Source organism: Bacillus sp. NMTD17 (assembly GCF_002998735.1).
Taxonomy (GTDB): Bacteria; Bacillota; Bacilli; order Bacillales; family Bacillaceae; genus Bacillus.
On the sequence record NZ_PVRH01000003.1, the window covers coordinates 40,473 to 62,189 of the forward strand.

Consider the following 21,717-nt stretch of genomic DNA (forward strand, 5'->3'; position numbering starts at 1 on the left):
ATAAATGTGACAGTGGGTCCATTTCTTCTGAAAGTGGGAACTAGGAATGAACAAACAAGAGTTGATTTCAGAAGCAGTTAAAGCAAGAGATTTTGCATATGTACCCTATTCAAAATTCAAAGTCGGTGCAGCATTATTGTCGAATGATGGAAAAGTGTATGGCGGCTGCAACATTGAAAATGCAGCATATGGCATGTGTAATTGTGCGGAAAGAACAGCACTTTTTAAAGCCTATTCAGAAGGCATCACATCGTTTCAAATGCTAGCGGTAGTGGCTGATACAGACCGGCCTGTTTCGCCGTGCGGCGCATGCAGACAGGTCATTTCAGAGCTGTGTGCACCTGATATGCCAGTGATTCTAACGAACTTAAAAGGACATATATACGAAACAACAGTAAACGAACTATTGCCAGGCGCATTTTCACCGGAGGATTTAAATGACTAACGAAAGCTTCAAATCAGGATTTGTATCAATTATTGGAAGACCAAATGTAGGAAAATCAACCTTTCTTAATCGTGTGATTGGACAAAAGATCGCCATCATGAGTGATAAGCCCCAAACGACACGAAACAAAGTGCAAGGTGTCTTGACAACAAACACGTCACAAACGATCTTTATCGATACACCAGGGATTCATAAACCTAAGCATAAGCTTGGTGACTTTATGATGAGAGTGGCTACAAATACACTGAAGGAAGTCGACCTGATCTTGTTTATGATCAATGCACAGGAAGGCTATGGCAAGGGTGATGAATTCATCATTGAACGACTCAAGCAAACATCTACACCGGTATTCCTAGTCGTCAATAAAATCGACCAAATTCACCCAGATGAGCTGTTCCTTTTAATTGATGAATACCGCACACGTTATCCATTTAAGGAAATTGTGCCAATTTCAGCTCTTGAAGGAAACAACATTGACACGCTTCTTCAGCAGATTGAAGGTTATCTTCCTGAGGGCCCTCAATTTTATCCGGCAGATCAAGTAACAGATCATCCAGAGCGGTTTATTATTTCTGAATTAATTCGTGAAAAAGTGCTGCATTTAACGAGAGAAGAGATCCCGCACAGTATTGCAGTTGCGATCGAATCCATTAAGCCAGATGAAAATGGCAAGATCCATGTTGCGGCGACCATTGTCGTAGAACGTGATTCACAAAAAGGGATCGTCATTGGTAAACGAGGCAGCTTATTAAAAGAAGTGGGACAAAAAGCGCGCAGAGATATTGAAGCACTTCTCGGTTCAAAAGTGTATCTGGAGCTTTGGGTAAAGGTTCAGAAGGACTGGCGTAATAAATCCACTCACCTTCGTGACTTCGGATTTAGAGAAGACGAATATTAAAAAATCGCTGCTGTTGTCATAAAATCTGACAATGGTGCGGTTCGATTAGTAAAAATTGTTTATCATGAAATGGAGGTAGCTTGGTCAAGATAAAATTAATATGTTGGATGTAGCGTTGCTGCTTCTAATAAAGAAAGGTGGGGTTTTTATGTTGAATTTTACATGGAACGTATTTTCACAAACAGGAAGCGTTGACACGTATCTGCTTTTCAAAGAGTTAGAAAAGGAGAACCTGGAAAGACCCGATGTACTTGAAGAAGAGATAGCACGATTTGATTTTCCAATCTTATAATTCTTGACCCCCTCCAATGCTCGGAGTGTAGACAAATGCTCATTAAAAGTGAAGGAATCGTCCTTAGAACAACAGATTATGGCGAAACAAACAAAATTGTCACGCTGCTCACTAGAGAACATGGGAAAATTGGCGTGATGGCAAGAGGTGCAAAAAAATCAAACAGCCGCCTGTCAGCCATAAGCCAGCCGTTTTTATACGGAACCTTTCTGATCCAATCATCAACAGGACTTGGAACGCTCCAGCAAGGCGAAATGATTGAAAGTATGCGAACCATTCGGGAGGATTTATTTTTGACCGCATATGCCGCATATATGACAGAGTTACTCGATAAAGGCACAGAAGAAAAAAAGCCAAACCCTTATTTGTTTGAGCTCCTGCTTCAATCTCTGCGTCATCTGAATGAAGGCACAGATGCTGATATTATCTTATTTATCGTAGAGGTCAAAATGTTATCAGTAATGGGAATGAAGCCTGAACTTGATCAATGTGTCCATTGTGGTCAAAAAGAAGGGCAGTTTCATTTCTCTATTAGAGATAACGGCTTCATTTGCCAAAATTGCTTTTCTAAAGATCCGTATAAACTGCCCTTATCCCCAGCAGCTGCAAGGCTGCTCCGTTTATTTCATTATTTTGATTTATCAAGGCTCGGTCAGGTTGATGTGAAACCGCAGACGAAACAAGAAATTCGTCAAGTGCTCGATCACTACTATGAAGAGTATTCAGGCCTTTATTTGAAATCAAAAAAATTCATGAATCAGATGGAATCCATGAAAAAGCTAATGGGCGGGGAAAACAAAAGTTGACATCTCCCATGACTTTTTGTAAGATCATCTAAGATAAAATATGTTGCATTGACAGAAAGAAGTACTTACGCAGAATTCATTAAAAGCGACCTTAGGGCGGTGTGAGCTAAGGATGGAGGCGTAACGAAAGGCATTCTTGAGCAACGTAAAACAAAGCGGCTGGATGCTACGACACCAGCAAATAGGGTGGAACCGCGGGAAAAACTCTCGTCCCTATGTTTGCAAGGAGCCTTGCGAGCATAGAGACGGGAGTTTTTGTGTTCTTTTGCGGGGTTCTCATCCCCACCCGCCATATCATAGCGGATGGTGTAGAAAAGATGGAGGTGCGATCATTGAATATTCAAGACATGATTTTGACGCTGCAAAAGCATTGGTCAAATGAAGGCTGCGTATTAATGCAGGCGTATGACACAGAAAAAGGTGCCGGAACGATGAGTCCATACACGTTCCTCAGAAGCATTGGCCCAGAGCCGTGGAAGGTAGCATATGTAGAGCCTTCAAGACGCCCGGCTGATGGCAGATATGGAGAAAACCCAAATAGATTGTATCAGCATCATCAATTTCAAGTGATCATTAAGCCGTCACCTGACAATATTCAAGAACTGTATCTTGAATCATTGAAAGCACTTGGTATTGACCCGCTGAAACATGATATTCGTTTTGTGGAAGACAACTGGGAAAACCCATCTCTAGGCTGTGCAGGACTTGGCTGGGAAGTATGGCTTGATGGGATGGAAATTACACAATTCACGTATTTCCAGCAAGTCGGCGGCTTAGAATGTAAGCCTGTTTCCGTTGAAATCACATACGGTATTGAACGTCTTGCTTCCTACATCCAGGACAAAGAAAATGTCTTCGATCTTGAATGGACAGAGGGATTTACGGTCAGAGATTTATTCTTAATGGCTGAATATGAGCACTCTGTTTATACATTTGAAACATCTAATACTGACATGCTGTTTGAGTTATTTACGACCTATGAGAAGGAAGCGCATAGCCAAATGGACAAAGGGCTTGTTCACCCAGCATACGATTATGTGCTCAAATGCTCTCATACGTTTAACCTGCTCGATGCTAAAGGCGCGATTTCTGTTACCGAGCGAACTGGCTATATCGGAAGAGTGCGCCAGTTAGCCAGAAAAGTAGCCAAAACATATTATGAAGAACGAGAAAAATTGGGATTCCCTATGCTAAAAGAGGAGGCGGCTTCTCATGAATAAACAAGATGTATTACTCGAAATTGGCTTAGAAGAGATGCCGGCTCGTTTCATGCCGGAAAGCACAAAGCAGCTAGGTGAGAAAGTAAAAGCATGGTTTGAAACGCAAAATATTTCATTTGAAGATGTTGCTTTATTCAACTCACCAAGACGTCTTGCTGTACTCGTGAAAGGTGTCGCAGAAAAACAAGAAGACATCAAAGAAGAAGCAAAAGGTCCAGCTAAAAAGATTGCGCAAGATGCTGAAGGCAATTGGACAAAAGCAGCAGAAGGCTTTGCCCGCGGACAAGGTGCCTCAACAGCTGATCTCTATTTTAAAGAGATCAAAGGAGTGGACTACGTTCATGTCCAAAAGTTTCAAGAAGGAAAGCAAGTCAAAGACCTTCTGCCAGCGTTAGGTGAGATTGCTGCCTCATTAAGTTTTCCAAAGAACATGAGATGGGGAAGCAAAGATTTACGCTATATCCGTCCGATTAAATGGATTGTTTGTTTATTTGGAGAGGAGATTGTACCTGTTGAAATTGCCGGGGTGAAAAGCGGCCGTGAGACAAGAGGACACCGTTTCCTTGGTAGGGGAGCCACCATCGACTCGCCTGCTTCTTATGAGCAAACATTGCGCGATCAATTTGTCATTGCAGATTCAGATAAAAGAAAACAATCCATTACTGAGCAGCTAAATGCTCTATCTTCAGAAAAAGGCTGGGTCATTCCTGTTGATCCTGAGCTTCTAGAAGAAGTCAACGATCTTGTAGAATACCCAACGGTACTATCTGGTTCCTTTGAAGAAGAATTCCTTGCATTGCCGGAAGAAGTATTAGTGACCACAATGAAAGAGCATCAGCGCTACTTCCCTGTGAAAAATGAGCAAGGGGAATTATTGCCGCACTTTATTACGGTCAGAAATGGAAACAGTGAGGCGCTTGAAAATGTCGCAAGAGGGAACGAAAAAGTACTTCGTGCACGTTTATCAGATGCTGCATTCTTCTATAAAGAAGACGAAAAACTAGTCATTGATGACAATATTAAGAAGCTTGATAAAGTTGTATTCCATGAGAAACTTGGCACAATTGGCGACAAGCTAAAGAGAGTGACAGACATTGCGACCCGCCTAGCAGCGCATGTCGATGCAGATGACGAAACGACAAAACGAGTGGCAAGAGCAGCAAGTATTTCGAAGTTTGATCTTGTGACTCAAATGGTCTATGAATTCCCAGAATTACAAGGAATCATGGGCGAGAAATATGCAAAAGCACTTGGCGAACATGAAGAAGTGGCAAAGAGCATCAACGAGCACTATATGCCACGCTTTGCCGGTGATGAGGCGCCCTCCACTTTGATTGGTGCGATTGTGGCAGTAGCAGATAAGCTGGATTCTATTTGTTCCTTCTTCTCAATTGATGTCATTCCAACAGGCTCTCAAGACCCTTATGGTCTGAGAAGACAAGCGAGCGGTATCGTTCAAATCCTGCTCGATCGTCATTGGAATATTTCATTTAAAGAGCTTTTGGCACTTGCTCAAGTAGAAGCAGAACATGAAGCTGCTCTGATTGAATTTTTGACACACCGTTTAAAATATGTCCTCCAAGCAGAGCATATCCGTCATGATGTTGTCGATGCAGTGCTGGATGTTGAAAATATTGAACCTTATGCAGTCGTGAAAAAAGCAGCTGTTCTTGAAGAGAGCGTGAAACAAGAAAGCTTCAAAGAAACGGCAGAAGCATTAGGACGCGTCATTTCAATCAGTAAAAAAGGGGAAGATGCAGAGATTCAGCCTGAGCTGTTTGAAAATGAGCATGAGCAAAAGCTATATGAGGCGTATCAACAAGTAGAGACAGCTGTCAAGGAACATGTAGCAGCAGGGCAATACAGCGCAGCACTTGAGGCGCTAGATACGTTAAAAACACCGATTGTTCATTATTTCGATCACACAATGGTACATGCGGATGATGAAAAGCTGAAGCGAAATCGTTTGGCGCAAATGGTCAAACTAGCCAAAGTCATTCAATCATTTGCGAATATGAACAATTTAATTGTAAAATAAATACCTAAGAACGGTTGCCTTTTTCGAAGGGCAATCGTTTTTTACTCATTTAATTCACGGTTTTTGAGTGGATTTTTGTTTCATTCGGACAAAGATGCGCTATAATATGATGAGTTATGAAAATGATATACATAAAGTAAAGATTCGCTCTCTCTATTTAAAGGTGGTGAGTACAATCGAGTTAAATAAACGGCAAGAGCAGATTTTACAGATTGTCAAAGAGAATGGTCCGATCACTGGAGAGCATATCGCCGATCGGCTGAACTTAACTAGGGCGACCCTCAGACCGGATTTAGCCATATTAACGATGTCAGGCTTTTTAGAAGCAAGACCAAGGGTCGGCTACTTTTTCACAGGAAAAACAGGCACGCAGCTTCTAGCAGATAAGCTGAAAAAACTTCAAGTAAAAGATTTTCAATCCATTCCAGTGGTGATACATGAGAATGTTTCAGTTTATGATGCGATTTGTACGATGTTTTTAGAGGATGTGGGCACATTATTCGTTGTGGATGATCACTCTATTTTAACAGGCGTGTTGTCAAGGAAAGACCTCCTTCGCGCAAGTATTGGAAAACAGGAGCTTCCATCTATCCCTGTCCATATTATTATGACAAGAATGCCGAACATCACCGTTTGCCGCAAGGAAGATTTCATTATGGATGTGGCGAAGCACTTGATTGAAAAGCAGATAGATGCACTTCCTGTTATAAAAGATACGGATAAAGGCTTTGAAGTGGTCGGCAGAATTACGAAAACAAACATGACGAAAATACTTGTTAGCTTATCGGAGAATGAAATAATCTAATTAAAGAAGACTGCGAGGGGATGTTATGAGTAATCGCGTAATTTTTGTGTTATCAGATTCAGTAGGAGAAACGGCAGAGCTCGTGGTCAAAGCGGCACTTAGCCAATTTGATGGCGGCTCATCAGACCATTCAAATATTAGAAGAATTCCGTATGTAGAGGATGTCGGTACGATTAAAGAAGTCATTTCACTGGCGAAAGCAGATAACGGAATCGTCTGCTTTACTCTTGTTGTGCCAGAAATGCGCCAATTCTTAATTGAAGAGGCAGAAGCAAACGGAGTCGTTTATTATGACATCATCGGACCACTCATCGATAAAATGGAGACTGCTTATGGAAATGAAGCGAAACATGAGCCGGGGCGTGTACGTCAATTAGATGAGGACTATTTTAAAAAGGTTGAAGCCATTGAGTTCGCAGTGAAGTATGATGACGGCAGAGACCCAAGAGGCATTCTAAAGGCTGATATTGTGCTCATCGGTGTATCACGCACATCTAAGACACCACTATCTCAATACTTGGCGCATAAACGGCTGAAGGTAGCGAACGTTCCAATTGTTCCTGAAGTAGATCCGCCAGAGGAGTTATTTTCAGTTGATCCAAAAAAATGCATCGGTCTAAAAATCAGTCCAGACAAACTAAATCATATTCGTAAAGAGCGTTTGAAATCTCTAGGTTTAAATGATCGCGCAATTTATGCGAACATTGAGCGGATTAAAGAAGAACTAGAGTATTTTGAAAAAGTGGTGGACCGCATTAACTGTCAAGTCGTTGATGTATCGAATAAAGCAGTTGAGGAAACGGCAAATGTCATTCATCAAATGCTGACCAAAAGAGGTTCCGAATAAACTCAGGATGCTCCTCCTGGGTTTTTCCTATGGTGGGAAACGGGTAAACAAAAACAATGGCATATTTGCTGCATTTGTATTATAATAAAAAATTGTGATAAAATGATTGATTTTAGGTTTAAGTTAAGTCAAGAACGAATAAACTAATATTGGCAGAAGTCAAGTGATTCTGAACATAACTTTTCGACAAAATGAGTTTTACTGTTGTTTGCTATATGGGGGGAAAGTATGGTCTTTTTGCTTCTCTAAAGCAGGAATAAGGTGGAGGGATGGAGAATTAGTCACCTGAATGAACATAAACAAGAGAGGACGATTTATGTCGATGCAGATGCTTGTCCTGTAAAAGACGAAATCCTTTCTGTCGCATCTCAATTTCAAGTACCTGTGACGTTCATTGCTTCATATGAGCATTTTCAAACCAAAAGATCTCCACTTGAAGATTGGCGGTTTGTAGATACACATAAGGAAGCAGCGGATTTAGTCATTGCGAACTCAGCTGCCGCGCATGATATTGTCGTCACCCAAGACATTGGTCTTGCCTCCTTACTGCTTCCAAGACAGGTCATTGTACTGTCTGAAAGAGGACGGATGTACACAAACGAAACAATTGATTTTGATTTGGAACGCAGACATGTTTCCAGTAAACAGCGAAGAAAAGGTGTATATGGAAAAGGTCCCAAAAAGCTTTTAGAAGAGGATAAAAAGCGATTTATTGCGCAGCTACAAAAAATCCTGTCGAATCATGAAGGATTTTTGAATTAAAAGGCGAATAATGTACGACGGAGTGTTATAGGATGAGCAAACGTATACCAGATGAACTTTTGGAGCAAATCCAAAAAAACGCAGACATTGTCGAAGTGATTGGAGAATACGTACAGCTTAGAAAGCAAGGTCGAAATTACTTCGGTCTTTGTCCATTCCATGGTGAAAATACTCCTTCATTCTCTGTTTCAGCAGATAAGCAAATCTTCCATTGTTTTGGCTGTGGTGCAGGAGGTAATGTATTTTCGTTCCTCAGACAAATGGAAGGCTACTCATTTATTGAAGCCGTTTCACATGTTGCTGATAAGTACCATATTGATTTGCCTGATCATGTAGCAAATGCTCAGGTCAGCTCCTCACAGCAAGAGGACACTGCAGATCATAAAATGATTGAAGCGCATGAGCTTCTTAAGAAATTTTACCACCATTTGCTGGTAAATACAAAGGAAGGTCAAAACGCACTCGATTATTTACGGGCGAGAGGCTTTACGGATGAAACAATTGCCAAGTTTGAGATCGGATATGCTCTTGACTCTTGGGATTTCGTGACCAAGTTTTTAGAAAAACGAGGGTTTGATCCTGTGATGATGGAGAAGGCTGGTCTTTTGATTCAACGTGAAAACGGAACAGGCTTTTTTGACCGCTTTAGGGATCGTGTGATGTTTCCCATTCATGATCATCATGGGACAGTCGTCGCTTTTTCCGGAAGATCGCTTGGTGATCAGCAGCCTAAGTATATGAATAGTCCTGAAACGCCACTTTTTCATAAAAGTAAGCTGCTTTATCACTTTCATGACGCGCGTATGCATATACGAAAACGCGAACGGGCGGTTCTTTTCGAAGGATTTGCTGACGTCATTTCAGCTGTCACATCAGGTGTCGGCGAAAGTGTTGCAACAATGGGTACGTCTCTAACAGAAGAGCACGTAAAACTTCTCAGACGTAACGTAGAAGAGATCATTCTTTGCTATGACTCTGACACGGCCGGTTATGAAGCCACCATGAAAGCATCAGATTTGCTTGGAAAAAGAGGATGTAAAGTTCGCGTTGCCATGATACCAGATGGACTTGATCCAGATGATTACATTCGTAAATATGGCGGCGAGAAATTTAGGAATGACATCATAGATGCAAGTGTGACATTAATGACTTTTAAGATGAACTTTTTCCGTAGAGGAAAGAATTTATCTGATGAAGGAGACCGGCTTACTTATATGAAGCAGGTACTCCGAGAAATTAGCCGGTTAAACGGTTCCTTGGAACAAGAGATTTACATGAAACAGATTGCTGGAGAGTTCTCGATCTCACTTGATTCATTAAAAGAACAACTGGAGCTGTTTGAAAAACAGCAGCGGCAAGAAGCCAAAAGCACACAGGAAGAAAGCGGGCTTGAAAAACGGCGTGCACATCTGTCAACACAGGTAAGAAGAAAGCGTCTGCGGCCAGCATATGAAAATGCAGAGCGAATGCTGCTTGCTCATATGTTAAAAAGTGATGACGTGATCCGAAAAGTACTTGACAGAGTAGGTATTGAATTTAATATAGATTCTCACAGGGCGCTGGCCACGTACATTTATGCTTTGTATGAAGAAGGCAAAGAACCAACGCCGCAGCATCTGATGAACCGTATAGAAGATGATATTATCAATCAGCTTCTGACGGATATATTCATGATTCAAGTTGGAGACGAACTAAGTGAAGCTGAATTAAGTGATTATGTAAAAAAAGTGTTGAATCATCGGAATTTGTCAATGATAAAGGAAAAAGAACTAGAACGTGCAGAAGCGGAGAGGCAAAAAGATTTCTTCAAAGCGGCAACACTTGCAAAAGAAATTATTCAGTTGAACCGTTCGCTGAAGTAATACGTCTAATATTTATGACAAGACTTACGGCTGGCAATGAATCCTTTACGGGAGGAGCATAAGACCGCAAGCATCTTGCCTTCATCATTATTTATTTTATTCCTATTTGCTCATCTGTTTGATAAAGAGAGAAAAGCAGAGCGAAAGCAAATCGCAAGTTACTTTAGAATTCGTTGCAAGCTTTGGAAGGAGGGATCCATAATGGCTGATAAACAAGCCCACGAAACCGAAACTGAATTAACCTTTGAACAGGTGAGAGATAAGCTCACTGAAACGGGTAAAAAACGGGGCGTTTTAACATACGAAGAAATTGCAGAGCGTATGTCTAGCTTTGAAATTGAATCAGACCAAATGGATGAATACTATGAATACTTAGGCGAACAGGGTGTAGAGCTCATCAGTGAAAACGAAGAGACAGAAGACCCAAATGTTCAGCAGCTGGCTAAAGCAGAAGAGGAATTTGACCTGAATGATTTAAGCGTACCACCAGGTGTCAAAATTAATGATCCTGTTCGTATGTATTTAAAAGAAATCGGACGCGTCAATTTGTTATCTGCTAAAGAAGAAATTACGTATGCTCAAAAGATCGAAGAAGGCGATGAGGAATCAAAAAGAAGATTAGCGGAAGCAAACCTTCGTCTCGTTGTCAGCATCGCGAAACGCTACGTCGGTCGTGGTATGCTGTTCCTTGACTTGATTCAAGAAGGAAACATGGGTCTTATGAAGGCAGTTGAGAAGTTTGATTACCGCAAAGGATACAAATTCTCAACATATGCAACCTGGTGGATTAGACAGGCGATCACGCGTGCGATTGCCGATCAGGCCAGAACAATCAGGATCCCGGTTCATATGGTGGAAACCATTAATAAATTGATCCGTGTTCAAAGACAGCTTCTGCAAGACCTAGGCAGAGAACCAACGCCAGAGGAAATTGCTGAAGACATGGATTTAACTCCAGAAAAGGTAAGAGAAATTCTTAAAATTGCGCAAGAGCCTGTATCTTTAGAAACACCTATTGGTGAAGAAGATGACTCGCATCTTGGTGATTTTATTGAAGACCAAGAGGCGACATCTCCATCTGACCATGCTGCATACGAATTGTTAAAAGAGCAGCTTGAAGATGTATTAGACACGCTAACGGACCGTGAAGAAAATGTACTGAGACTACGCTTCGGACTAGATGACGGAAGAACACGTACGTTAGAAGAGGTTGGAAAGGTGTTCGGCGTCACAAGAGAGCGTATCCGCCAAATTGAAGCGAAAGCTCTGCGTAAATTAAGACACCCAAGCAGAAGTAAACGATTAAAAGACTTCTTAGAGTAGAAACTGGACGGATCTTGAAAGAGATCCGTTCTTTCTTCATCAAAAATGAAAACGCTTTTTTCAATCTGATTATATTTTACTGAATAACAAATGAATTTGCAACGTTCTTAGAGAAAAGATGTATAAAAAATACATCAAAATGTGCTGAAGGCTTCATTTCTCATCTTGCATCATTTTTGTCTAATCTGTGAACTTGACCAAAGTTTTGTATCATAATTCGTTTACTTTTTGTAAAATTAAAGTAGAATTAGAATTGTTTGCATAGTCTCAAAGGGGTTTTCACAAAGGGGAGGATGAAAGAAATGAAACGGAATCCACTTATACCATTCTTATTGATTGCCATTTTAGGTATTGGACTCACTTTTTTCTTATCAATGAAGGGGTTGAAAGATGAAGACAAAATCGCCTCTGGAGGCGAGGAGCAAAAACAAGAAGAGACAGCGAATGCGACGCCGGAAGAATTGTATAAGCAAAACTGTCTGAGCTGTCACGGGGAAAACTATGAAGGCGGCGCAGGTCCTGCATTAAAAGGCGTTGGAGACAAGCTTGAAGTGGCAGACATCAAGAAGAAAATTCAAGAAGGCGGCAACGGGATGCCAGGCGGGCTGATCCCGAATGAAAAGCTCGATGAAATGTCGGAATGGGTATCCAAAATTAAATAATGTTACGCAAAAAGCTCTTTTTCATCAGAAGAGCTTTTTTCATTTGAAAACGACTTTTAAAAAGTCCATAATTTATATAAGATAGACAAGTATGAACATTAAAGAAAAGTAGTGATACGTATGAATGAAATGAATTTATCAAAACGATTAAAAAGAGTCGCAGACTTTTTACCGCATGAGGCCGTCTTTGCTGATATCGGCTCAGATCATGCCTATTTGCCATGCTATGCGATCCTGCATCAAAAAGCAGTAAAAGCCATTGCTGGTGAAATTACTGAGGGACCGCTTCAATCGGCGAAGCAGCAAGTACATAGACTTGAATTAGATGACCAGATCTCGGTCAGAAAAGGCAATGGCCTTGAAGTTATTGAAAAGGGCGAAGTGAATGCTATCACGATTGCAGGTATGGGCGGAGCACTCATCGCAAGCATTTTAAATGATGGCAAGCATAAGCTCGCAGGCCATGAGAGGCTCATTCTTCAGCCAAATATCCATGCTCACCACATTCGTTTATGGCTCTATCAAGAGGGGTATGAATTGATGGATGAAGTCATTTTAGAAGAGGATGGCAAAATATACGAAATCATGATCGCAGAAAAAGGCGACAAAGATAAAGCCTATGAAGGGATGTCGATTGAAACAGGCATGCTAGTTGGTCCGTTTCTTGCGAAAGAGCAAAACGACGTCTTCCGGCGCAAGTGGATGCAAGAGCTTCAGCATATGGAGAAAATAGAAAGTCAAATTCAGCAGGCAGCGCGGGCAGAAGAGAATAAGGAGCGCCTTGAAGAGCTGCATGTAAAAATAAAGATTCTAAAGGAGGTTTTGACTGTTGGCTAAAACAGTAAACGGACATGAAATCATCCAATTATTTGAACAATTTTCACCAAAGGCATATGCCGTAGAAGGTGACAAAATCGGTCTCCAGATTGGGACGTTAAATAAAAAGGTAAACAATGTCATGATCACCTTGGATGTATTAGAGAATGTGGTAGATGAGGCGATCGAAAGAAATGTGGATCTCATTATTGCTCACCATCCACCGATCTTCCGTCCGTTAAAACATGTAGCGACAGATCAGCCAGCTGGACGGATCATTGAGAAATGCATCAAACATGATATTGCGGTATATGTGGCACATACGAATTTAGATGTGGCTGATGGAGGAGTCAATGACTTGCTTGCGGAGGCTTTAGAGCTTGAAGAAACAAGTGTGTTAGTCCCGACATATGAAGATCAAATCAAACAGCTTGCCCTGTATGTCCCGCAGGAATTTGAAGAAGCCATCCGTACAGCTTTAGGAAATGCAGGCGCAGGCCATATTGGCAACTACAGCCATTGCGCGTTTTCAAATGAGGGGACAGGCAGCTTTTTGCCATCAGAAGATGCGGATCCGTTCATTGGTGAGAGCGGTCAATTGGAATTTGTCAAAGAAGTGCGGATTGAAACCATTTTCCCGGCAAGTATAGAAAAACAAGTGATTCGTGAAATGATTAAAGCACATCCTTATGAAGAAGTCGCTTATAGTGTACACACGACAGATCTTCCTCCTATTCAAAAAGGCCTTGGCCGTATAGGGGAGCTAAGAGAGCCTATGACCCTTGGAGATTTTACACGATTTGTGAAGACAAAGCTGGATGTAAATGGTGCTCGCTTTGTAGGTGATCAGGACGCTGTTGTGAAAAAAGTGGCTGTGCTTGGCGGAGACGGAAATAAATACATTCATCAAGCGAAAAGAATGGGTGCTGATGTGTATGTGACAGGGGATCTTTATTTCCATGTCGCCCATGATGCCATGATGCTCGGGCTGAACGTAGTGGACCCAGGGCATTATGCAGAAAAGATTATGAAAGAGGGCGTAAAGGCGAAGCTTCAATCGCTATGTTCAGATAAAAAGTATGATGTACAGATCTTTGTTTCTGAATCGAACACAAACCCATTTCAATTTATGTAAACAAAAAAACGTCAGAGCTGCTATGCTCTGACGTTTTCTTTATTTCTTTGTTTTCACGCGCGGTAGTATTTTCGAAAGAGGAACCGACCGTTCAATCTTCCAAGTTGCTTCATCATCCGGCTCGTAGTTTTCTAAGAAACGTATGACTTCCTTTGTAATAGGTGTTGGTGTTGAAGCACCAGCAGTAACGGCAACGGTATTTACGCCTTGCAGCCACTCCAGCTTGAGCTCACTTAGGTCACCAATACGGTAAGCCTGCGTTCCAGCAATCTCCATGGACACTTGTGCCAGACGGTTGGAGTTATTACTTTTTGGATCGCCGACAACAATGGTAAGATCAGCTTGGCCAGCTTGCTCGGAAACAGCTTCCTGACGTACCTGTGTCGCAAGACAAATTTCTTGATGGTACTCGACGTGAGGGTATTTCTCTTTAATCAGCTCCATTAGATCGTGAACATCCCACTGAGACATCGTCGTCTGATTGGTGATGAGCAGTTTATCTGATGTTAAATCGAGCGCCTCAATGTCGGCTTCTGTTTCGACAAGATGCACCTTGTCAGGAGCTACTCCGACAGCTCCCTCTGGCTCAGGATGACCCTTTTTCCCAATATAAATAATGTCATATCCATCGGCTGTTTTCTCTGAAATGAGTTCATGTGTTTTCGTTACATCGGGACAGGTTGCATCAATGGTGATAAGGCCTTTTTCTTCTGCAATTTGACGAACCTCAGGTGAAACGCCGTGAGCGGTGAAAATGACTGTTCCGCTTTCAACCTGCTTTAAAATGTCCATGCGGTTTGGTCCGTCCAGTGTGTAGATCCCATCTTCTTCGAAGGCATCTGTCACGTGCTTGTTGTGCACAATCATACCTAATATATAAATTGGGCGTGGCAAGTTTTTATCAAGTGCGGCATTTTTAGCAATGACCATTGCATCCACAACGCCATAGCAATAGCCACGCGGCGAAATTTTAATTACATTCATTTATTCGTCCTCCTGTAGGGAAGTGCTTCTAGAGAAGAACAATATAAAAAGCCGTAAAAAACGGCTTTTTATCATTCTCTAGCTTCCATTATAGCCAAAGTAAGCGCATATATCAAAGATTGTTATACGCAGTGAACACTTCGCCGTTAAAAGATCACTAGACATATAGTTTTGGAACAGAACTGCCAGGTCTTTTTTTCGGTTTTGCTTCAGGAGCAGATGATGTGTGAGGAGCTGCTTTTTTGACCAGGATGTCCTCTGGTTCTTTGTTTTCTTCTATTTCATCATCTCGTGCTGCTTCTTCTTGCGGCACTTCTGTTTCCTCGCCGATCTCTTTAGGTTCTTCATCTTCGCCTGTTTCATCATCCGCACTGCCGAGCTGACTGTACAGCTTAATCATCGCAGGCAGATTTCTTACTAAAGGACCGTATTGCTGAATCATTGGCGTAAATTGCTGCGCCATACCGAGCACTTTTTGTACATTTCCTAACATGCTTGAGAGGGTCGCAGGATTTGTGAAGCTCTGGATTCCTTGTAATCCCGCACCACCTCCAGAGACCCCTGCTCCCCCTGCGCCAGGAAGAAATTTAGCGAGCATGCCTTTCATTCCTGTGCCGCCGCCTAGTGCACGGCTTTCGCCTCCTGGCATTCCGCCCATTCCGCGTATACCGCCTCCCTGTACAGACGGGGAGCGAGGTATCATTTGCTGAAATTGATTGCCTTGCCCTTGAAAAGGCTGTTCGATAGGAGGCTGCTGCCCTCTTTGAAAAATCCCGGGTTGTCCGCCATTTCCAAGATGCCGGCGTGAGGGACGGTGCGGCTGAAAATCGCCCATAGGCTTTTGCCCTAACATACTTGTACCTCCCTTACTGCATTCTCTTTCTCTTCATAGGTTATGCAAGGAAGCATCAATTGGTTTCCTGTAAGAAAAGCGGACATGGTTTTTTTGCTGATAATCAGCTATAATGAGGAGATGAGCAAAAAGGCATTGCCTTAAGGAGTGAAAACATGAACGAAACAAAATTTACGACATATGAATTAAAGCCTTTTATTATAGATGCTATTCATGAACTGGGCTTTTATGAGCCAACTGATATTCAAAAAAGAATCATCCCTGCTGTGTTAAAAGGAGAAAGCGTGATTGGTCAATCACAAACAGGAACAGGAAAAACTCACGCGTACTTATTGCCGCTTATTCATTCAATTGATCCAAGCAAAGAGCAAGTACAAGTTGTGATTACTGCACCTACAAGAGAATTAGCCAATCAAATTTTCAAAGAAGCCCAAACGATTTTAAAGAATGCCTCTCCAGAAGAAGAGATGAAAGCAAAGCTTTACATTGGCGGAACGGACAAGCAGAAATCCATTCAAAAGCTAAAAACCCAGCCGCATTTGGTCGTCGGTACACCTGGACGTATTGCTGACCTCATTCATGAGCAGGCGCTGAATGTTTACAAAGCGACATCTCTTGTCATTGATGAAGCGGATTTAATGCTGGATATGGGATTTCTAGAAGATGTGGACCGTATTGGTTCACAAATGCCAGAACAGCTGCAAATGCTTGTGTTCTCAGCAACTATTCCAGAAAAACTAAAGCCGTTCCTGAAAAAATATATGGACAATCCAAAATATGCCCATGTTGAACCAAAACGAATTACAGCTGAAAATATTCAGCATATTTTAGTCCCATCTAAACAGCGTGACAAGCTAAAATTGCTTCATGAAATGGTGACGAATGTACAGCCTTATTTAGGCATCATTTTTGCCAATACAAAAACAACCGTTGATGAAATCGCATCATTCCTACAAGAAAAAGGAATGAAAGTTGGAGTGCTTCATGGCGGATTAACGCCGCGCGAACGTAAAAAAGTAATGAAACAAATTGATGATTTAGAGTTCACTTATATTGTGGCATCTGATCTTGCAGCCCGCGGAATTGATATTAAAGGCGTCAGCCACGTGATCAACTATGAACTTCCAACTGATCTTGATTTTTATGTTCACCGTGTTGGTAGAACAGCTCGAGCTGGTTCATCTGGAATTGCGATGACTATTTATGAGCTTGCTGATGAGGATGCACTCATTCAAATCGAGAAAATGGGCGTTGTGTTTGAAAACAAAACCATTGTTCATGGCGAATGGCGAGATGCAGATGACCGCTTGAAGCGTCAAAGACGTAAAAAAGCACCTAATGAAATTGAAGAAAAAGCAAAGCGTCTTGTGAGAAAACCGAAAGCCGTCAAACCTGGATATAAAAAGAAAATGACACGTGAGATGGACAAAATCAAGAGACAGGAACGTAGAAAGTCAAAGCGTAATGGAAAGTAGGGGGAAACATTGTTGAAGATTGGTTCACATGTATCCATGAGCGGAAAACATATGCTTCTTGCAGCGAGTCAAGAAGCTGCCTCTTATGGTTCGAATACGTTTATGATTTATACAGGTGCACCGCAAAATACGCGCCGCAAAAAAATTGAAGACCTCAATATTGAAGCTGGACAAGCGCATATGAAAGAGCATGGTATGACAGATATCGTCGTACATGCACCGTATATTATTAATATTGGGAACACCGTCAATCCAGCGACATTTGAGCTTGGCGTGGACTTCCTTCGCTCTGAGATTGAACGTACAGAAGCGCTAGGTGCAGGGCAGATTGTTCTCCACCCAGGTGCACATGTCGGAGCAGGACCAGAAGCAGGAATCCAAAAAATCATTGAAGGTTTAAACGAAGTCATCGTAAAAGGGCAAAAGGTTCAAATTGCACTTGAAACAATGGCAGGCAAAGGATCAGAGTGCGGAAGAAGCTTTGAAGAGCTTGCCCAAATTATCGACGGAGTGACACATAACGAAGCACTTTCTGTCTGCTTTGATACGTGTCACACACACGATGCTGGTTACCCGATTGTGACTGACTTTGATGGGGTGTTAGAAGAATTTGATCGAATCGTCGGTATTGACCGAATCAAGGTTCTTCATATTAATGACAGTAAAAACGTACAAGGCGCAAGAAAAGACCGACATGAAAATATCGGCTTTGGTGAAATTGGCTTCGATGCACTGAACTATATTGTGCATCACCCGCAGCTTCAAGAAGTGCCCAAAATCTTAGAAACGCCTTATGTAGGTGAAGATAAAAAGAACAAAAAACCACCTTACAAATTCGAAATTGCGATGCTGAAAGAAAAGCAATTTGACGAAGGCTTACTAGATAAAATTAAGGGTCAGTAAAAAAGCATACAACATCATGAGGTGCCGCTAAATGCGGCCCTTTTTTGCTTAACTTGTAAACTGATTAAACAGATCATTGACAGTCTGAGCTGTCTGTTTAGAAGTAATCGCTTCCACTTGCTTAAGAAGCCGGTTACGCTCTGCATCATTAAAAATATTGACGTTTTTCCCATTCATGAGTTTGGCCACCTCGGCAGCTTGGTTTGACGTTAAACTGACACCATACTGTTTCGCATACCTTAACAGATCATTTGCTGTGATCTGATTAAGCCGCTGCAGGACAATTTTTTGAATTAAAATCAATTCCATTCCTCCCCTCTGTAACAATGTATGGGCGAAAACGGAAAATGTGCAAAAAATTTTATTTTACCCTGTGAAATGATAAAATAGTAAAGTGAATAAAATGATTATTGAAAATTTAACATGTGTAGAAGGGAGAACGTATGGCAAATAGTAAACAGCATAGAAAGGAATCAGTGCCTCATTTTATTTTGAGAATTTTCCTGATTCTAGTAGGAGCTGCATGCGCAGCAGTCAGCATTGAATTATTTTTAGTGCCAAACAATATTATTGATGGAGGCATCATCGGCATTTCGCTTATTTTGGATTATCTCTTTACAGATAACCCATTCATCAATTTTGCGACGATTGTTGTCATTTTAAATATTCCATTTATGATATCAGGATACAAACATATTGGGAAAACGTTTCTCATTTCCACTGTGATTGGGATTGTCAGCTTAGCCGTGATTGAATCTTCACTCCATCATGTAGAGGCATTTACAAATCAGCCGATCTTAGCCACTGTATTTGGCGGGCTATTACTTGGTTTTGGTGTTGGACTTGTCATCCGTAATGGAGGCTCAATGGATGGAACAGAGATCTTAGGAATTCTTCTGACGAAAAAAATTCCTTTCTCCGTCGGTGAGTTTGTCATGATCGTCAATGTGTTCATTTTTATTTGGGCAGGCTTTGTCTTCGGACCAGAGCAGGCTATGTATTCTGTCATGACATATTATTTGGCAATGAAAACAATTGATGCTGTCATTCAAGGGCTTGATGAAACAAAAGCTGTCATTATCGTGTCAGATTATTATGATGAAATTTCAGATGCGATTCTTCATCGACTTGGCAGGGGAACGACAAAGCTGAGAGGGAAAGGCGGTTATACAGATGAAGAAAAGGATGTCATCTACGCCGTTGTCACAAGACTTGAAATTACAAAGCTAAAATCCATTGTATTTGAAATTGATGGTCAAGCATTTATTACGATTATGGATACGCATGAAACAAAAGGCGGTAAGTTCAAAACAGCCATTCATTAGCTTTTATTTTACTTTTTAATCTTTCTTTTATATAATGAAATATATGTATGGACAGAGAAAATGGCAAAAGCCATTTTCTTTTTGTTGTATAAATCGTAATCATTCTTTTTATATTGATTAAAGGTGGAAAGATTCATGGCAAAGCCAATTATTGAAATGAAGGATATTTCGTACTCGTATGGACAGCGAAATGTCATTGATCACATTCATTTAACAGTAGAGGAAGGGAACTTTCTAGCACTTGTTGGACCGAATGGATCTGGTAAAACAACCTTATTAAAATGCCTGCTTGGGCTCATTAAACCACAGCAAGGTGAATTAAAGCTATTTGGCACGCCTGCGTCAAAATTTAGAGACTGGGATCAAATTGGATTTGTTTCTCAAAAGGCGAATAGTTTTAATACGGGTTTCCCTGCTTCTGTTTACGAGGTCGTTGCAAGTGGATTGACGGCGAAAATTGGTTTATTCAAACGAATGAGCAAGCAGGACAAATGGCAAGTTGAGGATGCCATTCGCTCAGTTGGCATACAAGATTTAAAGCACCAAAACATCGGTGAACTTTCAGGCGGTCAGCAGCAACGTGCTTTTATTGCCCGTGCGCTCGTCAGTCAGCCAAAGCTGCTCATTTTAGATGAACCGACGGTTGGGGTAGATCAGCGGACAGTAGAAGGCTTTTATCAGCTGCTTGAAACATTGAACAAAGAAAAAGGAATGTCTTTAATTCTCGTCACACACGACGTTGGCACCGTGTCTGATAAAGTCACCCATGTGGCTTGCTTAAATCAGACACTTCATTTCCACGGGGATGCAGAAACGTTTGATTCAATGGATGATCAAGCGTTATCTCAATTTTACGGACATGACATTCAAGTGATTCATCACGATCATCACCATCATGGGGGACATGAATAATGCTATTTCCATTTTTTCATTATGAATTTTTACAAAATGCGTTTATCGCAGGAATGCTGATCGGCTTTATTGCGCCCTTACTTGGTGTATTTATCGTCGTGAGAAGGCTCTCGCTGATTGCAGATGCCCTCAGTCACGTATCACTTGCCGGTATTGCAGCAAGCTTATTTCTTGATAAAAAGTTTGGCCTCTTTACAGGGGTGAGCCCGCTGTACTTAGGGATGGCGTTTTCTGTTGCCGGTTCATTGTTTATTGAACGTCTGCGCTCCGTGTATAAGCATTATCAGGAGCTTGCGATTCCTATTATTTTATCAGGTGGTATCGGGATTTCCGTCATCTTCATTTCACTAGCGAATGGCTTTAATACCGATTTGTTTAGTTATTTGTTCGGAAGTGTCAGTGCGGTTTCGAGATTAGATCTTTGGATTATTGTTGGGATTTCACTCGTTGTTGTGTTAGTTGTCGTGCTTTTATATAAAGAATTGTTTTTACTTTCTTTTGATGAAGAGCATGCAAAGGCTTCTGGTATTTCAGCGAAATGGATTCATTTTATTTTTATCTTAGTCGTCGCACTTGTCATTGCGGCATCAATGCGTATCGTAGGTACACTGCTTGTCTCTGCGCTTATGACGCTTCCTGTTGCGGCAAGTATCCGCATTGCCAAAGGATTCAAACAAGCGATCTTCCTTTCGATCTTGTTCGGTGAATTGTCTGTATTGGCCGGATTAATCTTAAGCTATTATCTAGATTTAGCGCCAGGCGGAACCATTGTGATGCTGTCCATTTTGATTTTAATCGGATGTATTAGTATTGGAAAATTCAGAAGGGGGAATCATCATGAACGTACAAGAAGCACTTGATTTATTAAAGGAAAAAGGCTACAAATATACAAGCAAACGTGAAGATATGCTTCAATTGTTTTCTGATTCTGATAAATATTTGACCGCTAAAAATGTGCTGACGGCACTAAGTGAAGACTACCCAGGTCTTAGCTTTGATACGATATATCGAAACTTATCGCTATATGAAGACTTAGGTATATTAGAAACAACGGAATTGTCAGGGGAGAAGCTTTTTCGTTTTAAATGCTCATTTTCTCATCACCACCATCACTTTATTTGTCTTGCATGCGGTAAAACAAAGGAGATCGATGCCTGTCCTATGGACAAGCTAGACGCCGATTTAGAGGATTATCACATTAGCGGACATAAATTCGAAATCTACGGAACGTGTCCTTCCTGCGAACCGAAGGAAGTTCACTCATGAAAAAGCCAGCCGCAGAGCTGGCTTTTTCTTTTGTCTTTTTGAAAACGTTTTACAAAGGGCGGCTGTTTCATTAAAATGAGAACAAGGT

Annotated in this window: 23 protein-coding genes; 20 read left to right on the forward strand and 3 right to left on the reverse strand. The window is 41.4% G+C overall.

The features are described from left to right. Positions 1-46 precede the first annotated feature (46 nt). The 14 genes from C6347_RS09730 (at position 47) to C6347_RS09795 (ending at position 13,911) form a co-directional block, all read left to right on the forward strand. Positions 47-445, forward strand: a complete 399-nt coding sequence (locus C6347_RS09730; protein ID WP_034661347.1) for a cytidine deaminase — start codon at positions 47-49, stop codon at positions 443-445. Continuing rightward, positions 438-1,343: a GTPase Era gene (era, locus tag C6347_RS09735; protein WP_060596663.1), complete on the forward strand. Its 906-nt coding sequence runs from the start codon at positions 438-440 to the stop codon at positions 1,341-1,343. The genes C6347_RS09730 and era overlap by 8 nt, the downstream gene beginning before the upstream one ends. Positions 1,344-1,491: 148 nt before the next feature. Continuing rightward, the gene (locus tag C6347_RS09740) at positions 1,492-1,635 is read left to right on the forward strand and encodes a YqzL family protein (RefSeq protein WP_003217288.1); all 144 of its coding nucleotides are present in this window, start codon (positions 1,492-1,494) and stop codon (positions 1,633-1,635) included. A gap of 35 nt (positions 1,636-1,670) precedes the next feature. After that, on the forward strand, positions 1,671-2,441 hold the full coding sequence (recO, locus tag C6347_RS09745; protein ID WP_034661344.1) for a DNA repair protein RecO: 771 nt from the start codon (positions 1,671-1,673) through the stop codon (positions 2,439-2,441). 332 nt (positions 2,442-2,773) lie between these two features. Then, the gene (gene glyQ, locus C6347_RS09750; protein WP_106039268.1) at positions 2,774-3,661 is read left to right on the forward strand and encodes a glycine--tRNA ligase subunit alpha; all 888 of its coding nucleotides are present in this window, start codon (positions 2,774-2,776) and stop codon (positions 3,659-3,661) included. Next, positions 3,654-5,699 (forward strand): glycine--tRNA ligase subunit beta, encoded by a 2,046-nt coding sequence (gene glyS / locus C6347_RS09755; protein WP_106039267.1) that lies wholly within the window; start codon positions 3,654-3,656, stop codon positions 5,697-5,699. The genes glyQ and glyS overlap by 8 nt, the downstream gene beginning before the upstream one ends. Before the next feature lie 166 nt (positions 5,700-5,865). Further along, the gene (ccpN, locus tag C6347_RS09760; RefSeq protein WP_024423017.1) at positions 5,866-6,504 is read left to right on the forward strand and encodes a transcriptional regulator CcpN; all 639 of its coding nucleotides are present in this window, start codon (positions 5,866-5,868) and stop codon (positions 6,502-6,504) included. A gap of 25 nt (positions 6,505-6,529) precedes the next feature. Next, a complete protein-coding gene (locus C6347_RS09765; protein WP_106071619.1) occupies positions 6,530-7,351 on the forward strand; it encodes a pyruvate, water dikinase regulatory protein in 822 nt (273 codons plus the stop codon). A 261-nt stretch (positions 7,352-7,612) separates the two neighbouring features. Further along, positions 7,613-8,113, forward strand: coding sequence for a YaiI/YqxD family protein (locus C6347_RS09770; RefSeq protein WP_060596665.1), 501 nt, complete (start codon positions 7,613-7,615; stop codon positions 8,111-8,113). A gap of 32 nt (positions 8,114-8,145) precedes the next feature. Next, entirely contained in the window at positions 8,146-9,975 is a 1,830-nt protein-coding gene (gene dnaG / locus C6347_RS09775; protein WP_106030983.1) for a DNA primase, read from the forward strand. A gap of 201 nt (positions 9,976-10,176) precedes the next feature. After that, on the forward strand, positions 10,177-11,298 hold the full coding sequence (gene rpoD, locus C6347_RS09780; protein ID WP_008342392.1) for an RNA polymerase sigma factor RpoD: 1,122 nt from the start codon (positions 10,177-10,179) through the stop codon (positions 11,296-11,298). 302 nt (positions 11,299-11,600) lie between these two features. Further along, a complete protein-coding gene (gene cccA, locus C6347_RS09785; protein WP_003217503.1) occupies positions 11,601-11,960 on the forward strand; it encodes a cytochrome c550 in 360 nt (119 codons plus the stop codon). A 120-nt stretch (positions 11,961-12,080) separates the two neighbouring features. Further along, the gene (locus C6347_RS09790) at positions 12,081-12,797 is read left to right on the forward strand and encodes a tRNA (adenine(22)-N(1))-methyltransferase (RefSeq protein WP_106030984.1); all 717 of its coding nucleotides are present in this window, start codon (positions 12,081-12,083) and stop codon (positions 12,795-12,797) included. Further along, positions 12,790-13,911: a Nif3-like dinuclear metal center hexameric protein gene (locus tag C6347_RS09795; protein ID WP_106071620.1), complete on the forward strand. Its 1,122-nt coding sequence runs from the start codon at positions 12,790-12,792 to the stop codon at positions 13,909-13,911. Before C6347_RS09790 ends, C6347_RS09795 begins: the two co-directional genes overlap by 8 nt. A gap of 39 nt (positions 13,912-13,950) precedes the next feature. Here C6347_RS09795 and C6347_RS09800 read toward each other — a convergent pair whose 3' ends face one another. Then, a complete protein-coding gene (locus C6347_RS09800) occupies positions 13,951-14,895 on the reverse strand; it encodes a 4-hydroxy-3-methylbut-2-enyl diphosphate reductase (RefSeq protein ID WP_034661333.1) in 945 nt (314 codons plus the stop codon). 157 nt (positions 14,896-15,052) lie between these two features. Then, on the reverse strand, positions 15,053-15,748 hold the full coding sequence (gene vrrA / locus C6347_RS09805; protein WP_066030649.1) for a VrrA/YqfQ family protein: 696 nt from the start codon (positions 15,746-15,748) through the stop codon (positions 15,053-15,055). Between the two features lie 155 nt (positions 15,749-15,903). On the opposite strand from vrrA, the gene C6347_RS09810 reads away from it, so the two are divergent. Next, positions 15,904-17,223 carry a DEAD/DEAH box helicase gene (locus C6347_RS09810; RefSeq protein WP_106071621.1) on the forward strand — a complete coding sequence of 440 codons (1,320 nt, stop codon included), beginning with the start codon at positions 15,904-15,906 and terminating at the stop codon, positions 17,221-17,223. Positions 17,224-17,232: 9 nt separating this feature from the next. After that, entirely contained in the window at positions 17,233-18,126 is an 894-nt protein-coding gene (locus C6347_RS09815; RefSeq protein WP_106061278.1) for a deoxyribonuclease IV, read from the forward strand. A gap of 48 nt (positions 18,127-18,174) precedes the next feature. Here the strand turns inward: C6347_RS09815 and C6347_RS09820 are convergent, their stop codons facing one another. Then, the gene (locus tag C6347_RS09820; RefSeq protein ID WP_060596669.1) at positions 18,175-18,429 is read right to left on the reverse strand and encodes a DUF2624 domain-containing protein; all 255 of its coding nucleotides are present in this window, start codon (positions 18,427-18,429) and stop codon (positions 18,175-18,177) included. Positions 18,430-18,569: 140 nt separating this feature from the next. On the opposite strand from C6347_RS09820, the gene C6347_RS09825 reads away from it, so the two are divergent. From C6347_RS09825 to zur, 4 genes are all read left to right on the forward strand, one after another. After that, complete coding sequence (locus C6347_RS09825) at positions 18,570-19,451, forward strand: YitT family protein (RefSeq protein WP_066030651.1); 882 nt, start codon at positions 18,570-18,572, stop codon at positions 19,449-19,451. Between the two features lie 135 nt (positions 19,452-19,586). Next, positions 19,587-20,363 (forward strand): metal ABC transporter ATP-binding protein, encoded by a 777-nt coding sequence (locus C6347_RS09830; RefSeq protein ID WP_095285396.1) that lies wholly within the window; start codon positions 19,587-19,589, stop codon positions 20,361-20,363. Then, positions 20,363-21,223 carry a metal ABC transporter permease gene (locus C6347_RS09835; RefSeq protein ID WP_106071622.1) on the forward strand — a complete coding sequence of 287 codons (861 nt, stop codon included), beginning with the start codon at positions 20,363-20,365 and terminating at the stop codon, positions 21,221-21,223. The genes C6347_RS09830 and C6347_RS09835 overlap by 1 nt, the downstream gene beginning before the upstream one ends. Beyond that, positions 21,201-21,629: a zinc uptake transcriptional repressor Zur gene (zur, locus tag C6347_RS09840; protein ID WP_012010595.1), complete on the forward strand. Its 429-nt coding sequence runs from the start codon at positions 21,201-21,203 to the stop codon at positions 21,627-21,629. The genes C6347_RS09835 and zur overlap by 23 nt, the downstream gene beginning before the upstream one ends. Positions 21,630-21,717 lie beyond the last annotated feature (88 nt).

Coding starts and splice junctions, on each gene's coding strand:
- C6347_RS09830 (WP_095285396.1), top strand. CDS start 19,587: ATGGCAAAGCCAATTATTGAAATGAAGGATATTTCGTACTCGTATGGA.
- C6347_RS09790 (WP_106030984.1), top strand. CDS start 12,081: ATGAATGAAATGAATTTATCAAAACGATTAAAAAGAGTCGCAGACTTT.
- vrrA (WP_066030649.1), bottom strand. CDS start 15,748: ATGTTAGGGCAAAAGCCTATGGGCGATTTTCAGCCGCACCGTCCCTCA.
- cccA (WP_003217503.1), top strand. CDS start 11,601: ATGAAACGGAATCCACTTATACCATTCTTATTGATTGCCATTTTAGGT.
- zur (WP_012010595.1), top strand. CDS start 21,201: ATGAACGTACAAGAAGCACTTGATTTATTAAAGGAAAAAGGCTACAAA.
- rpoD (WP_008342392.1), top strand. CDS start 10,177: ATGGCTGATAAACAAGCCCACGAAACCGAAACTGAATTAACCTTTGAA.
- dnaG (WP_106030983.1), top strand. CDS start 8,146: ATGAGCAAACGTATACCAGATGAACTTTTGGAGCAAATCCAAAAAAAC.
- C6347_RS09810 (WP_106071621.1), top strand. CDS start 15,904: ATGAACGAAACAAAATTTACGACATATGAATTAAAGCCTTTTATTATA.
- era (WP_060596663.1), top strand. CDS start 438: ATGACTAACGAAAGCTTCAAATCAGGATTTGTATCAATTATTGGAAGA.
- C6347_RS09765 (WP_106071619.1), top strand. CDS start 6,530: ATGAGTAATCGCGTAATTTTTGTGTTATCAGATTCAGTAGGAGAAACG.
- C6347_RS09730 (WP_034661347.1), top strand. CDS start 47: ATGAACAAACAAGAGTTGATTTCAGAAGCAGTTAAAGCAAGAGATTTT.
- recO (WP_034661344.1), top strand. CDS start 1,671: ATGCTCATTAAAAGTGAAGGAATCGTCCTTAGAACAACAGATTATGGC.
- glyS (WP_106039267.1), top strand. CDS start 3,654: ATGAATAAACAAGATGTATTACTCGAAATTGGCTTAGAAGAGATGCCG.
- C6347_RS09825 (WP_066030651.1), top strand. CDS start 18,570: ATGGCAAATAGTAAACAGCATAGAAAGGAATCAGTGCCTCATTTTATT.
- C6347_RS09800 (WP_034661333.1), bottom strand. CDS start 14,895: ATGAATGTAATTAAAATTTCGCCGCGTGGCTATTGCTATGGCGTTGTG.
- C6347_RS09740 (WP_003217288.1), top strand. CDS start 1,492: ATGTTGAATTTTACATGGAACGTATTTTCACAAACAGGAAGCGTTGAC.
- C6347_RS09835 (WP_106071622.1), top strand. CDS start 20,363: ATGCTATTTCCATTTTTTCATTATGAATTTTTACAAAATGCGTTTATC.